Below are 15,114 nucleotides of genomic sequence, written 5' to 3' on the forward strand. Positions count from 1 at the left end.
AAACACCATGCGCTTCATGATCATCATCAAAGCCAGCCAGGACTCCGAAGCCGGCATCATGCCCAGCACCGATCTGCTGACCGCCATGGGCAACTACAACGAAGAACTGGCCAAGGCCGGCATCCTCCTCGCCGGCGAAGGCCTGCAACCCAGCAGCAAAGGCGCCCGTGTGCGCTTCTCCGGCGACAAACGCACGGTGATCGACGGCCCCTTCGCCGAAACCAAGGAACTGATCGCCGGTTATTGGTTGTGGCAGGTGAAGTCGAAGGAAGAAGCCATCGAATGGGTCAAGCGCTGCCCGAACCCGATGCCAGGCACTGAGCCGGAGATCGAGATTCGCCAGGTGTTCGAGTTGTCGGACTTTGGCGCGGAGCTCACACCGGAATTGCGGGAGCAGGAAGAGCGGGCGTTTGGGCAGGGTAAAAAGTGTTGAGTATTTCCCGATATCGACAACCACACCCTGCTGAAACTCGCCTATGGGTGGATAAGCTTGATCCGCCTTAGTCACCGAAGTTTCTTCAGGAATACCGCGCCATCGTTGTTCGCGGGCAAGCCTCGCTCCTACAGGTGATCAGCGTCTGTAGGAGCGAGGCTTGCCCGCGAATGCGTCTTTAAACACACCCGCTCAGCCTGCTGTGTACGCATTAACCTTCTAGTACTCAAAAATAAAGAATCAATCCCCTCGGCTGGCTAACCCGGATTTAGCTGCTAGCTTCAAGAGACGTGTCCTACAGCCTTGAAAGCAAAGAGATTACGTCTTAACGGCCGCCAAGTGCCGAGTTGTCCAAAATGAGCCACCAGGGAATCGGGGAATCATGTTGAACAAAATGGGGATGCACGCCTGTCTTCTGGCGACTTCATTCGCACCATTCATCAGTGCCTGTGCGGACAACGCCGAGACCGCCAACAAGAGCAACAACCCGCTGAATCTCGATCCGGGGATGAACCTGCAGGATTACTACACCCCGAAGTATCAAGACTCCAATATCCATTCCAATGACCTGTTTGTGCGCGGCACGCTGCCGATTGCGCCCAATGACTTCATCGGTGTGCCGCAGTTGCTGCGCGCCACCGCGCCGATCAGCACGCGTCCCGATCCGGACGGCGGCTACAGCACCGGTGAAGGTGATCTGAACCTGTTCGATATTTTCCTGCTCAAGACCGACGGCGTGCAGTTGGGCATCGGCCCACAGATCACTGTGCCGTTTGCCGACAAGGACGAACTCGGCACGGGCAAGTGGCAGGCCGGATTCGCCGCCGTGGCCATAGACGCCTCGCCTCGCGGCCTGCTGGGCGCATTGGTGCAATACCAGCGTTCGTTCGCCGGCGACAGCGACCGCGAACAGGTCGAAACCGCAACGTTGCAACCTTTCATCATTCAAAACCTGGAACACGGCTGGTACGTGCGATCAACCGGCACCTGGACCTATGACCTGAAAAACGACACCCACTACATCCCACTCGGTTTGGGTGGCGGCAAAGTCTGGAAAGACGGGCCTAATATCCTCAATGCCTTTATCGAACCGCAATGGACTGTCGACCACAAAGGCAAAGGCTTGCCGAAATTCACGCTGTTCGCTGGCCTCAACGTCACCTTTGGAAAATAAGGACACCGCCATGCACATCGCAGTTCGCACAGCTGGCTTCGGCCTGATGACGATGTTTGTCAGTTGCGGCGTAGGGGCCGACTTCACCGCCACCCCGGAAGAAGCCCGGAGCATCGCCAAGGAGGCCTACCTTTACGGCTTTCCGGTGGTGGAGATGTACAAAACCCTCTACGCACAGGCCGTGGACAAGAAAGGCCCGAACTTCAAGGCGCCGCTCAACCAGATCGGCAACACCGCCAAGGCCTTCACCGCCAGGGATACGGCGTTCGTCACGCCCAACGCGGACACGCCTTACTCATTCGTCTGGATGGACCTGCGTGCCGAGCCACTGGTCCTCACATTGCCGCCCATCGAGGAGCACCGTTATTACTCGGTGCAATTGATCGACGCCTACACGCAGAACTTCGCTTACCTGGGGACCCGCAGCACCGGCAACAATGGCGGTCATTTCATGATCGCAGGCCCCCACTGGCAAGGTCAGCAACCCCAGAACATCGACCGGCTGCTGCGCAGTGAAACCGACATCGCCTATGCGCTTTACCGCACACAACTGTTCGATGACAAGGACCTGGCCAAGGTCAAGCAGATCCAGAAAGGCTACAAGGCTGAAACCCTGAGCCACTTCGACAAGCACAAGGCGCCACCGGCCGCCGCGAAAATCGACTGGCCCAAACCCGAGCCGAACATGAGCGACACCCCGGACCTGTTCCGCTACCTGAATTTCATGTTGGCATTCGCACCGGCCCAGGACGTGGAAAAGGATCTGCTCGCCCGTTTCAAGACCATCGGCATCGAAGCGGGTAAACCGTTCAATCTCGTCAAGTTGAGCGCCGATCAGCGCAAGGCCCTCGAAGACGGCATCAGCGACGCCAAGGCGCAATTCGCCGATTTCAAGAAAACCAGGATCGATACCCACGAAGTCACCAGCGGCGACTTCTTCGGCACCCGCGATCACCTCAAGGGCAATTACCTGTACCGCTACGCCGGCGCCAACCTGGGCATCTTCGGCAACTCCGCCGAGGAAGCGAATTACATCAGTTACTTCGTCGACAAGGATGAACAGCCGCTCGACGCCTCAAAACATGACTACACCCTGCATTTCGACAAAGACGCCCTGCCCCCGGCCGAGGCGTTCTGGTCGCTGACCATGTACAACGCCAGGAACAAACTGCTGGTAGCCAACCCGCTCAACCGCTACCTGATCAACTCGCCCATGCTGCCAGACCTCAAGCTCGACGCCGACGGCGGCCTGACCCTCTATCTGCAGAGCAAGGCCCCGGCCAAGGATTTGCAAAGCAACTGGTTGCCGGCACCCAACGGGCCGTTCTACAGCGTGCTGCGCCTGTACCTGCCTAAACCGGAAGTCGCCAGCGGCCAATGGAACATGCCGCTTTTGACCCCTGCAGCCCCGTAAAACCAACAGACGGATTCAGCCATGGCCAGGTCCGAGAGCAACGGTTTCAGCGCCGCCCGACATTGGCGTTTTACCTGGAGACAGCATGACCGCACTCAATGACCTCAACGCCCTGCAAGCCAGCATCGCCGAAGCCGTGCTCGGCCAGGATCAGGTGATTCGGCAAATCCTCCTCGGCCTGTTGGCCAACGGGCACTTGCTGCTGGAGAGTCTGCCGGGGCTGGCCAAGACCCGCACCGTGAAGGCGCTGGCCAAACATCTGGACGCGAAGATGAGCCGCATCCAGTTCACGCCGGACCTGTTGCCGTCCGACATCACTGGCGCCGAGGTGCTGCATCAGGTCGATGGCAAGCACGAGATCCGGTTCCAGCCGGGCCCCTTGTTCGGCAACCTGATCCTGGCCGACGAAATCAACCGTGCCCCGGCCAAGGTCCAGGCGGCATTGCTCGAAGCCATGGAAGAACGCCAGATCACCGTGGCCGGCAACAGCCATGCGCTGCCGGAGCTGTTCATCGTGGTCGCCACCCAGAACCCCATCGAGCAGGAAGGCACCTACCCGCTGCCGGAAGCGCAAATGGACCGTTTTCTGATGAAAGTGCTGCTCGATTACCCAAGCGCCGAAAACGAAAGCCAGGTACTGCGACTGTTGCGTGAAGAAGAACAGGCACTCGGTGCCAAGGCTGCTGCGGTACAGGGCTTTGCACTGGTCCAGGACGTGATTTTCGCTGCGCGCCGGGAAGTCAGCGCGGTGCACGTGTCCGCGGCCATCGACCGCTACCTGATCGATCTGATCAACGCCACGCGGCACCCGGCCGATTACGACGCCGACCTCGCTCGCTGGATCGCCATCGGCGCCAGCCCGCGCGGCGGTATCGGCCTGGACCGCTGCGCCCGCGCCGATGCGTGGTTGCAGGGTCAGGATTTCGTCTCGCCGGACAACGTGCGCGCCGTGGTGCACCCGGTGCTGCGCCATCGCCTGCAATTGAGCTACGACGCGGTGGCCGACGGCGTGAGCGCCGATCAGGTGCTCGACCGTTTGCTCGATAAAGTGGCGATTCCTGCATGAATGCCGATGGCCTGGTCTATGTCTCTCTGGCGCAGCTAATGGCCCTGGCGTTCAAGACTCATGACCTGAGTTTTGTCGCCCGTCAGCCCCAGGGCAGCATCCTCGCCGGCAACCATGCCTCACGCCTGCGTGGCCGCGGCTTGAACTTCGATGAGTTGCGCCGCTATCAACCCGGCGACGATTTGCGTCACCTCGATTGGCGCGCGTCGCTGCGCACCGGCAAACCGGTGGTGCGCACCTTCACCGAAGAGCGCGACCGCCCGGCATTGATCCTGGTGGACCAGCGCATGAGCATGTTCTTCGGCTCGCAACGCAGCTTCAAATCCGCCCTCGCTGCCGAACTGGGTGCCCTGGCGGCGTGGATGGTGTTCAACGCCGGGGATCGGGTCGGCGGGCTGGTGTTCAACGACCAGCGCATCGACAGCATCGCGCCGCTACGCAGCCGCAAGCGGATCGAAGCGCTGTGCAGCCGCATCGTCCAGCAGAACCAGGCACTGAACGCCGCCAACCCGGATGCCGAAGGTCAGGACCAGCTCGACAAGGTATTGCAGCAATGCCTGGCCCTGGCGGGACACGATCACTTGATCTGTATCGTCAGCGACTTTGCCGGTGCCGGCGAGCGCACCTTGCAGCTGATGCGGCAACTGGCGGCGCCCAACGATGTGATCGCCATGCAGGTCTACGATCCTCTAGCGCTGAACCTGCCGAAAAATGGCCGCTTGCTGATCACCCAGGGCCAATTGCAGGTGGAACTGGCGGTGGAGCGTCGGCACGTTCACCAGCCGTTGGGCGACTTTCTCAGTGGTCGGCTCAAGGACGTTGCCACGCTACTGCGGCGCAGCCAGGTGCCGCTGATGATGTTCAGCACCGCCACCGAGGCGCACGAACAGTTGCGTGCCGAATTGGGCAAGATGGCTGGGGCGCGGCGATGAATCCCAACATTCCGGGCATCGAGCAACTCAAGGAAATCGCACTGCCCGCACCGGTCAGTTATGCGCCGCAGACCTGGGGTTGGTGGGTGTTGCTGAGTCTGCTGGTATCGACCGCACTCATCACCGCCGCCCGGCGATATTGGCAATGGCGCCGTGATCGTTACCGGCGTGAGGCGTTGGTGCGGTTGGCGCAGTTGCAGCTGCGCAGTGATGACTTGAGTGCGCTGCGCGAACTTCCGGAACTGCTAAAGCGCACCGCCCTCTCCATGCCCAACACCGTACCTGTGGGAGCAAGGCTTGCCCGCGATGCAGACGGTGCGGTCCTTCAGGTAAACCGCGTTATCGTTCATCGCGGGCAAGCCTTGCTCCCACAGGGTCCTGCTGCGCTGGGGAAAGAGGATTGGCAAACTTTCCTGCAGCAACACAGCAAGCAACCCTTACCCACCGATTTCAGCCAACAGCTCGCCCAACTCGCCTACGCCCCGGACGCCACCCTTCAGGCCCTTCCCCCCGAACAACGCCAACAGCTGTTCGACACCTGCAAACACTGGATAGAGCACCATCATGTGGCAGCTTGATTACCCCTGGTTGTTACTGCTGCTGCCGTTGCCGTGGTTCGGCTATCGCTACCTGCCCGACTACCGCGAGGCACGCAGCGCGGTGCGGGTGCCGTTTTTTGCGGCCATGAGTCGCGCGGTCGGCCAGGCGCCGAGTCAGGCCGGCGCACGCAACAACCGTTGGCAGTTGCTGCTGAATCTGTTGGTGTGGCTGCTGTTGCTGCTGGCAGCGGCCCGGCCGGTGTACCTGGAAAAGCCCATCGAGCGCCAGCAACCGGTGCGCGACCTGATGCTGGCCATCGACCTCTCCCAATCCATGCAAACCACCGATTTCACCGACACCAATGGCCGGAAAATCAATCGTCTGGCCGCCGTGAAGGCCGTGGTGCATGGCTTTATCGACAAACGCAAAGAGGACCGCCTCGGCTTGATCGTGTTCGGCAGTGGCGCGTATCCGCAGGCGCCGCTGACCCTCGATCACGCCAGCCTGTCACTGTTGCTGGACGATACCGGTATCGGCATGGCCGGCCCCAACACCGCCATCGGCGATGCCATCGGCTTGAGCCTCAAACTGCTGGAACAGGCCCGCGAACAGGAAAAAGTCCTGATCCTGCTCACCGATGGCAATGACACCAGCAGCGCCATCACCCCGGATCATGCAGCGGCCATGGCGGCCGCCAAGGGCGTGGTGATTCACACCATCGGCATTGGCGACCCCCATGCCGCCGGTGAAGCCAGGGTCAACCTGACGAGCCTGCAGCAGATTGCCGAAACGACCGGTGGCAGATTCTTCCGCGCCGAAGACCGCACAGCGCTGGATCAGGTCTATAGCACCCTCGACACACTCACCCCACATCAGGTGAAAACCCTCAGCCATCAACCGAAAAAGGATCTGTTCTGGTGGCCATTGGGGGCGGCGATTGCGCTGCTCGCGCTCTATCACCTCGGTGCGTTGCTGCGTCCACGTCTGTCCATGGCCCGCCAGCGGCAGGAGGCCTGAGATGGATATCAATTTCGGCGACTTCCACTTCCTGCGTCCGCCGTGGCTGTTGCTGCTGCCCTTCGCGGTGTTACTGCCACTGCTCTGGCGCCACAGCCGCGACCTGCAACGTCGCCTGCGCAGCAATATTGCCGGGCACTTATTGCCACACCTGCTGATGACCCCACGGGACAGGTACTGGCTACGCCCGGTACACCTGGTCTGCACATTGCTGGTACTCGGCGCGCTGGCCGCCGCCGGGCCGACCTGGGAGCAGGACCGACCGGACTTTCTGGAAAACCGTGCGCCGCTGATCATCGCCATTGACCTGTCGCCGTCCATGGACGCCACCGATGTGCAACCGAAGCGCCTGGAGGCGGCCAAGCACAAGCTGCATGACCTGATCCAGCGTCGCGCCGGCGCGCGCACCGCCCTGATCGCCTACGCCGGCAGCGCACATCTGGTGCTTCCGGCCACCGATGACCCGGCATTGCTCGACACCTTTATCCAGGCCCTGAGCACCGACCTGATCGGCAAATCGGGGAAAAATGTCGGCGCGGTCATCGATCAGGCCAAACGCCTGCTGACCGCCGAAAAATCCCCAGGCACGCTGCTGCTAATGACCGACGGCGCCGACACTTCGGCACTGGACGGCCTCGATAAGCAACTGGACGACAGCGCCCTGCAAGTGCTGATCCTCGCCGTCGGCAACGAGGACGGCGCGATCATCCACGATGCCAATGGTCAGCCGCGCACCGATAGCAACGGTCGTCCGGCGCTGGGCAGTTTCGATCAGGCCGCGCTCAGGAAGCTTGGATCAGCGTTGGATGCACCGCTGGGCAGCCTGACGCCCGATAACGACGATCTGGCGTGGGTCGAGTTGCACGTCCAGGCGCATTTTCAGAGCGCCAGCGACGAACAGCGCGAACTCCACTGGAAGGACGCCGGTTACTGGCTGTGCTGGCCATTGTTGCTGATCGCCTTTTTCAGCGTCCGCAAGGGTTGGAGCCTGAACTGGATGGCCGGATGGCTCTTGGCGTTGGGCCTTGGACTGCAACCGGCACCCGCACACGCCAACCCGTTGACCGATGCCTTTTTCACCCGCGACCAGCAAGGGCGCTGGGCCTTCGAACATGAGCACTTTCCCCAGGCCGCGGCACACTTCATCGACCCTTACTGGAAAGGCATCGCCGCCTACAATGCCGCCGATTTCGATCTGGCACTGGCCAGCTTCGCGCGCCTGCAAACGCCCCAGGCGTATTTCTATCTGGGCAACATCTACGTGCGGCGCTTCAAGTTCGACGAAGCCATCGCCGCCTACACCCAGGCGTTGAAGTTGCAGCCGCAATTCCCCGAAGCCATCGCCAACCTCGCCTTGGCCATCGCCTTGCAGAAAGACACCGAAAGCGCCGAACAGAACGCCCCCGAAACCAAACCAGACGACATCAAAATGGACAAGGCACCGGGCAAGGGCCAGAGCAAACCGGTGCAGACCCAACAGGCCGCATCGGATGAACAGTGGTTGCAGAACCTCAGCACCTCGCCGGCGAAGTTCCTGAAGCAGAAATTCAGTTTGCAGGATCAGGTGGGGGCCAACCCATGATCAGTCTGATAGACCGAGTTGCGGCTATCGCGAGCAGGCTCACTCCTACAATGTGTTTGCATGCACCACAAATCCCCTGTAGGAGCGAGCCTGCTCGCGATGGCGCCAGATCAATCGCCACAAAACTCGGCACCTTGCTCCTTTGCCTGATCTCCACCGGCACCCTCGCCGCCGAACCCGAACTGCGCGTCCAGGCAACCCTGCAACCCACCACCCCACCCATGGTCGGCAGCCTGGTCGAATTGCAACTCGATGTCCTCACCGACAGCTGGTTCACCGATGCCCCCACCCTGCCCGACCTGAAACTGCCGGGTGCGCTGGTCATGCCACCGGACGGCCATGCCGAACACCTGAACCAGACGCTCGACGGCAAGTCCTTCAACGGCATGCGCTACAGCTACCGGATCACACCGAATGCGGCCCAGGGTTTCGACATCCCCGCCCTGACCGTGCGCGCCACACCCGGTCAAGCCAGTGCTGAACTGAGCGCGCAGAGCCCGCCGCTGCACTTTGTCGCGACACAACCGCCGGGCTTCAACCCCAGTGAGCCGGTACTGGTCGCCCAGGGGCTGCGCTTCACCCAGAACATCATCCAACCGGCCGCGCCATTGCAGGTCGGTGACAGCCTGACCCGGCAGTTGACCCTGCAAGCCGACGGTGCCCTGGCCATGTCGTTGCCGACACCGACGCTGGACGACGTCGATGGCCTCAGTCGCTACCCGAAAAACCCGCAGGTCAGCACCCTGGACGACGGTCGCGGTCACTTCACCGGCGGCCAACGGATCGACAGCGTGACGTACCGGATCGACCGCGAAGGCCATCACCGCCTGCCCCCCATCGCGTTGAAATGGTGGGACGCCAGCCGCCAACAATCCCGAACTGCTGAAGTCCCCGCCGTGGACTTTGACGCGGTGGCCAATGACGCCTATCGACCCGTGTTTTCGATCGCCGAAGACTTGAAGAAACTCAGTCGGCAAAACCACCTGCACTTCTCGGGATTGACCTTTGGCCTGCTGGCACTGCTTGTGGGCGTGGCGTTGCTGGTGTGGTTGGCGCGTCCGTTCATTCATCGTGCGTACCTCGGCTGGCAGGCCCGGCGCCGCGCCCGTCACGCTGCCTGGCTTGAATCCGCCGACTACGCCTGGCGACAGATCCCGCCGCAGCTCGACGGCAAGCCGCCGCAGTTGAGTGCCCTTTACCTGTGGACGCGCCGCCGTCGCAAAGGCCTGAAATTGACCGCATTCGGCCCGCGCCTCCAAGCACTGTTACGCGCCTGTTACGGCCGCGAGCCGATCAAAGATCAGGCGTTGCTCCAATTCAGGCAATCCTTGGCTACGCTACAGAGTCGGACCGAACACAACAAAGAATCAGTCGCTGCCGCACTGCGACCACTGAACCCCGTTTACGAGAAGGACTTTCCATGACGAGTTCGATATCGATCCGCCAGCATCACGGCTTCAAGTTCTTGCTGACCCTGGCCTTGAGCCTGCCATTACTGGTCCAGGCAGCCGAGCCACTGCCCTCCTGGAACGACGGCCCGTCGAAAAAGAACATCATCGAATTCGTCCAGGCCGTGACCGATCAGGGCGGAAAGGATTTCGTCAAACCCGAGGACCGAATTGCCGTATTCGACAACGACGGCACGCTGTGGAGCGAGCAGCCGATGTACTTCGAGTTGCTGTTTGCGCTGGAGGAAGTCAAGCGCAACGCGCCACAACATCCTGAATGGAGCACCACCCAACCGTTCAAGGCCGTGCTGGAAAATGATCACGAGGCCCTGGCGGCGACCGGCATGGAGGGCCTGCTGAAAATCGTCGGCGCCACCCACACAGGGATGACCACCGACGCCTTCGATGACTACGCCAAGACCTGGCTAAGCCAGGCCCGTCATCCGAAAACCGGCAGGCCGTACACCGAAATGATCTTCCAGCCGATGCTGGAGATGCTCGACTACCTGCGCAGGCTGGACTTCAAGACCTACATCGTCTCCGGTGGCGACACCGGGTTCATGCGTGCCTTTGCCGAAAAGGTCTACGGCATCCCACCGGAACAGGTCATCGGCACGACATTCGTCACGGCCTTTTCGTACCAGGACGGCAAGGCATCGATCCTGCGCACACCGAAACTGGCCCACAACGACGATGGGCCAGGCAAACCGGAAAGCATCGACGCCGTAATCGGCCGCCGACCGATCCTGGCCTTCGGCAACTCCGACGGCGACCTGCAAATGCTGCAGTGGACCGCCGCCGGGACGGGCAAACGCTTCATGGGCCTGGTGCATCACACCGACGCCAAACGCGAATGGGCGTACGACCGCCAATCGAAGATCGGTCACCTGGACAAAGCGTTGGACGAAGCCAATGCCCGTGGCTGGACCGTGGTGGACATGGCCGCCGACTGGCGCCGGATCTACCCCTTCGATGCCGCCACTACCGAGCAAGTGCAATAAAAAAGACGTAACGCAGGATCGCAATGAACGTTTGTCGCACCGAGCGACGCAAGCACAAGGAGCCAGTCAGATGACTCGCATACGCAAATGGTTACCGAAGTTGGCCCTGGTGGCGACGTCGGTCATGGCGATCTCGGCGACTGCCGGGGCCGCCGATAAACCCAACATCCTCGTTATCTTCGGCGACGACATCGGCCAGACCAACATCAGCGCCTATTCCATGGGCGTGGTCGGCTACAAGACCCCGAACATCGACCGCATCGCCAAGGAAGGCATGATGTTCACCGATTATTACGCGGAGAACAGTTGCACTGCCGGACGCTCTTCGTTTATCACCGGGCAAACACCGCTACGTACCGGCCTGTCGAAAGTCGGTGCACCAGGCGCTACCGTGGGCCTGCAAAAACGCGACATCACCATTGCTCAGGCGCTCAAGTCACAGGGGTATGCCACCGGCCAGTTCGGCAAGAACCACCTCGGCGACCGCGATGAATACCTGCCGACCGCTCACGGTTTTGACGAATTTTTCGGCAACCTGTACCACCTCAACGCCGAAGAGGAACCCGAGCGCCCCTACTGGCCCAAGGATGACCCCGCGTTCCTCAAGTCGTATGCCCCGCGAGGCGTAATCCACAGCTTCGCCGACGGCAAGATCGAAGACACCGGTGCGTTGACCACCAAGCGCATGGAAACCATCGATGACGAAACCACCGCTGCGGCGCAGGCGTTCATCGAGAAGCAGGCCAAGGCGGATAAACCGTTCTTCGTCTGGATGAACACCACGCGCATGCACCTGTTCACCCACGTGCGCGACTCGATGAAGGGTCAGAGCGGCATGCCCGGCAACGAGTACGCCGACGGCATGCTGGAACATGACGGTGACGTCGGCAAACTGCTGAAAACCCTCGATGACCTGAAAATCACCGACAACACCATCGTCGTCTACACCACCGATAACGGCCCGAACCAATTCTCCTGGCCGGACGCGGCGACCACGCCGTTCCGCAACGAGAAGAACTCCAACTGGGAAGGCGCCTACCGGGTGCCGGCCATCGTGCGCTGGCCGGGCAAGATCAAGGCCGGCGAAGTCTCTAACGAGATGTTCTCGGGCCTGGACTGGTTCCCGACCCTGCTCGCGGCGGCGGGTGATGCCGATGTGAAAGACAAACTGCTCAAAGGCTGGGCACCGACTTCCGGCGGCAACAACTTCAAGGTGCACCTGGACGGCTACAACCAGTTGCCCTACCTGACCGGCCAGCAGCCTAAAGGCGAACGCAAGGAGTTCTACTACTTCAACGACGACGGCGTGTTGGTGTCGATGCGCTTCGATAACTGGAAAGCGGTGTTCTGCGAACAGCGCGCGCCGGGCGGCTTCAAGGTCTGGAGCGAACCCTTCGTTTGCCTGCGGGTACCGAAGATCTTCAACCTGCGGATGGACCCGTATGAACGCGCCGACGTGGTTTCCGACCAGTATTACGATTGGCAGACCAAAAACGTCTATCTGGCGGCCCAGGCTACCGGCAAGGCAGCGGTGTTCCTCCAGACCTTCATCCAGTACCCGCCAAGCCAGAAACCGGCCAGCTTCAGTGTTGACCAGGTGCGTGCGGCGGTAGACGCAAAAATCGCTGAAGAAATGAAGAAACAACCTGCACAGTAAGACCGCTCGACCGCCGCTCGCCCTCATCGGCGAGCGGCCCTGATTTTCACTGGAGATCATGGCGCCCCCAATCGCGGGCAAGCCCGCTCCCACAGGGATTTTTGTCGCACTGAAGATCTATTGTGGGAGCGGGCTTGCCCGCGATGAGGCCCGAGCGATCGCAGGTATTCTTGAATTGGAACAAGGCAATCCGCAATGTCCTCACGTGTCGCCAGCAAGTCGTCGGCCATACCCGCCCCTCATGTCGCCTCCCCGGCGCTGTTGATCCCCGCCCTGCTGCTGTTCGTTTCCGGCGCCGCGGCGCTGGTGTATCAGGTGCTGTGGATCAAGCAGCTGTCACTGGTGGTGGGCGTCGAGGTGTATGCCATCACCACCGGGATCAGCGCTTTTTTTGCCGGCCTGGCCTTGGGCGGCCTGCTCTTCGGGCGCTGGGCCGACCGTTTGCAGCAACCGGTCCTGTTGTATGCCGGGCTGGAAGTGCTGGTGGCGGTGCTCGGTGTCGGCGCGACCTTCGCCATGAGCCTGGCGGCCCAGCCGTTTGCCTGGCTTGAACAACAGATCGGTCTACTGGCCTGGGTGTTGCCGTTCGCCCTGGTCGGCCTGCCGGCGATGTTGATGGGCGGCACCCTGCCGGTGCTGGTGCGCTCGCTGGCCAGCGATCCACTCAAGCTGGGCAAGGCTGGCGGCCATCTCTATGCGGCAAACACTGCCGGCGCCATCGCGGGCACCTTGCTCGCCGCGTTCGTGCTGATTGCCACCCTGGGCGTACGCGGCAGTGCCTTGGCCGCGGCGATGCTCAACCTTCTGGCCGCCGCCGGTGCCTTGTGGTACCGGCGCCTGCGTCCGCTGCCCGGCAACACGCCGGTCAGGCACCACGCCGACAGCGCACCGGATCGCCTGGCGCTGTGGCTGTACTCGATTGCCGGCGGCGTGGCCCTGGGTTACGAAGTGGTCTGGTCGCAGTCGATCGTGCAGTTCATGAGCACCCGCACCTATGCCTTCGCCGTGGTGTTGGCGACGTACCTCACCGGGTTGTTTCTCGGCAGCGCCCTGCTCGCCCGCCGGGTCGATCGCCTGCGCGATCCCTGGGGCGTGTTCGGATTGTTGATTGCCGGTGCCGGGCTGATTGCGCTGCTGGAAATCGCCTTGCTCGGGCGCTGGCTGGTTATCGCGCAAAGCGTGGTCGAAGCCTGGGTGCTGTCGCTGGGTGCCAATGAGCTGGCCGGCATGAGCGCACGCTTTGCGGTGGCGGCCTTGAGCATTGTGTTCGTGCCGACCGTGCTGCTGGGCGCGGCGTTTCCCGTGGCCCTGCGCTTGAGCGTCGGCCGCGAGCATGTGGGACGTCATGTCGGTGAGGTGGTGGCGTTCAATACCCTGGGCGGGATCATCGGCGTGATGCTCTGCGGGTTTGTACTGATCCCGCTGCTGGGGCTGGTGCGCACGCTGGGACTGTTGGCGATCATCGCTGCCGGGATTGGCTACTTCGCGGTGCGCAAGGGGCATGGGGTCAAGAAAGGCCGGCGTCAGGGCGTGATCGCCGTCGGCCTGCTGTCGGTAGCCTTGGCGCTGCTGACCCCGGTGAACAAACTGGCCAGCCTGCTGCCCGGCGCGCGCAACGCCACCCTGGCCTTTTACGAAGAAGGGCGCGGTGGCACCGTCGCCGTGGTCAGCCAGGGCAAAGGGCAAAAGGCCTTCCAGCGTTTATACATTCAGGGCGTTTCGAACACCGGCGATGCCATGCCGTCCCTGCGCTACATGCGCATTCAGGCGCTGTTGCCGTTGCTGATCCACAACGCCGAGCCGCGCTCGGCGCTGGTGATCGGGTTTGGCACCGGCATCACCGCCGGTGCCCTGACGCGCTATCCGGGGTTGGAACACCGCGTCGTCGCCGAACTGCTGCCGTCTGTGGTCAAGGCGGCCCCCTTGTTCAAGGGCAACTTCAATGCCGCCGCCGACCCGAGTGTCGATGTGCGCCTGCGCGACGGTCGCCAGGAACTGCTGCGCAATCCGCAGCGCTACGACCTGATCACCCTCGAACCACCACCGCCCTCCGCCGCCGGCGTGGTCAACCTGTATTCCCGGGACTTCTACCAATTGGCCGCCAGTCGCTTGCAGAAACAGGGCCTGGTCGCCCAGTGGCTGCCGTTGCCGACGCAGAACATCGACGACTCGCGCTCACTGGTGCGCAGTTTCCTCGATGTCTTTCCCTATGCCACCCTGTGGACCAGTGAGTTCCACGAGATGCTGCTGGTGGGCTCGCTGGAACCGATCGAGCTGGATGCAGCGAAAATCAGCCAACGTTTCCAGCAGGCCAGCGTACGCGGCACCTTGCAGGACGTGGGCATCGGTTCGGCCGCTGCGTTGCTCGCGACCTGGGTGACCGATCGCGCCGGCCTTGAACGCTTCGCTGCTGATGCGCCACCGGTGACCGACGATCAACCGCGCATCGAATACGCACCGTGGGTGCGGGCCAAGGAGATCACCCGAGTGCTGCCGGCGCTGCTGGACCTGCACACAGCCCCGCCGCTGGTGAATGCCGATGCGGGATTCAATGAGCGCATGAACGCGCACCGGCAACGCCTGATGCAGTTTTATCGGGCGAGCCTGCATGCCTATGACGGCGATCGCGATGCCTGGGGCCGGGATATTCGCGAGGTGATGGCTGGGGATGGGGGGAATCCGTATTACCGGTGGTTTGTCGGGGAGTGATGTAGCGCCTGCCAGACCGCTTTCGCGAGCAGGCTCGCTCCCACAGTGGATGGTGTGTACGGCACGGAACCAATGTGGGAGCGAGCCTGCTCGCGAAGAGGCCATCAGCCTCAAAGCAATGTCATTTGACAGACGCCGGTC

General features: G+C 61.9%; 12 protein-coding genes. All 12 read left to right on the forward strand.

The features are described from left to right. Positions 1–7 precede the first annotated feature (7 nt). The 12 genes from LAB08_RS15630 to LAB08_RS15685 all read left to right on the forward strand — a co-directional run bounded on the left by LAB08_RS15630 (position 8) and on the right by LAB08_RS15685 (position 14,973). Positions 8–433: a YciI family protein gene (locus LAB08_RS15630; RefSeq protein ID WP_096511130.1), complete on the forward strand. Its 426-nt coding sequence runs from the start codon at positions 8–10 to the stop codon at positions 431–433. Between the two features lie 382 nt (positions 434–815). Beyond that, the gene (locus tag LAB08_RS15635; protein WP_096511128.1) at positions 816–1,607 is read left to right on the forward strand and encodes a hypothetical protein; all 792 of its coding nucleotides are present in this window, start codon (positions 816–818) and stop codon (positions 1,605–1,607) included. 10 nt (positions 1,608–1,617) lie between these two features. After that, positions 1,618–3,021: a DUF1254 domain-containing protein gene (locus LAB08_RS15640; protein WP_096511126.1), complete on the forward strand. Its 1,404-nt coding sequence runs from the start codon at positions 1,618–1,620 to the stop codon at positions 3,019–3,021. Between the two features lie 85 nt (positions 3,022–3,106). Continuing rightward, positions 3,107–4,087 carry an AAA family ATPase gene (locus tag LAB08_RS15645; protein ID WP_096511124.1) on the forward strand — a complete coding sequence of 327 codons (981 nt, stop codon included), beginning with the start codon at positions 3,107–3,109 and terminating at the stop codon, positions 4,085–4,087. Then, a complete protein-coding gene (locus tag LAB08_RS15650; RefSeq protein WP_096511122.1) occupies positions 4,084–5,019 on the forward strand; it encodes a DUF58 domain-containing protein in 936 nt (311 codons plus the stop codon). Before LAB08_RS15645 ends, LAB08_RS15650 begins: the two co-directional genes overlap by 4 nt. After that, a complete protein-coding gene (locus LAB08_RS15655) occupies positions 5,016–5,597 on the forward strand; it encodes a DUF4381 domain-containing protein (protein ID WP_096511120.1) in 582 nt (193 codons plus the stop codon). Before LAB08_RS15650 ends, LAB08_RS15655 begins: the two co-directional genes overlap by 4 nt. Continuing rightward, positions 5,584–6,576 (forward strand): vWA domain-containing protein, encoded by a 993-nt coding sequence (locus LAB08_RS15660; RefSeq protein ID WP_096511119.1) that lies wholly within the window; start codon positions 5,584–5,586, stop codon positions 6,574–6,576. The genes LAB08_RS15655 and LAB08_RS15660 overlap by 14 nt, the downstream gene beginning before the upstream one ends. Position 6,577: 1 nt before the next feature. Beyond that, positions 6,578–8,158 carry a VWA domain-containing protein gene (locus tag LAB08_RS15665; RefSeq protein ID WP_096511117.1) on the forward strand — a complete coding sequence of 527 codons (1,581 nt, stop codon included), beginning with the start codon at positions 6,578–6,580 and terminating at the stop codon, positions 8,156–8,158. Beyond that, positions 8,155–9,582: a BatD family protein gene (locus tag LAB08_RS15670; protein ID WP_096511115.1), complete on the forward strand. Its 1,428-nt coding sequence runs from the start codon at positions 8,155–8,157 to the stop codon at positions 9,580–9,582. The genes LAB08_RS15665 and LAB08_RS15670 overlap by 4 nt, the downstream gene beginning before the upstream one ends. After that, positions 9,579–10,607, forward strand: a complete 1,029-nt coding sequence (locus LAB08_RS15675; protein WP_096511113.1) for an HAD family hydrolase — start codon at positions 9,579–9,581, stop codon at positions 10,605–10,607. The genes LAB08_RS15670 and LAB08_RS15675 overlap by 4 nt, the downstream gene beginning before the upstream one ends. Before the next feature lie 70 nt (positions 10,608–10,677). After that, positions 10,678–12,264 (forward strand): arylsulfatase, encoded by a 1,587-nt coding sequence (locus tag LAB08_RS15680; RefSeq protein WP_096511111.1) that lies wholly within the window; start codon positions 10,678–10,680, stop codon positions 12,262–12,264. A 195-nt stretch (positions 12,265–12,459) separates the two neighbouring features. Further along, positions 12,460–14,973, forward strand: coding sequence for a fused MFS/spermidine synthase (locus LAB08_RS15685; RefSeq protein WP_096511109.1), 2,514 nt, complete (start codon positions 12,460–12,462; stop codon positions 14,971–14,973). Positions 14,974–15,114 lie beyond the last annotated feature (141 nt).

The sequence above is a fragment of the Pseudomonas izuensis genome, assembly GCF_002356535.2.
GTDB lineage: Bacteria > Pseudomonadota > Gammaproteobacteria > Pseudomonadales > Pseudomonadaceae > Aquipseudomonas > Aquipseudomonas izuensis.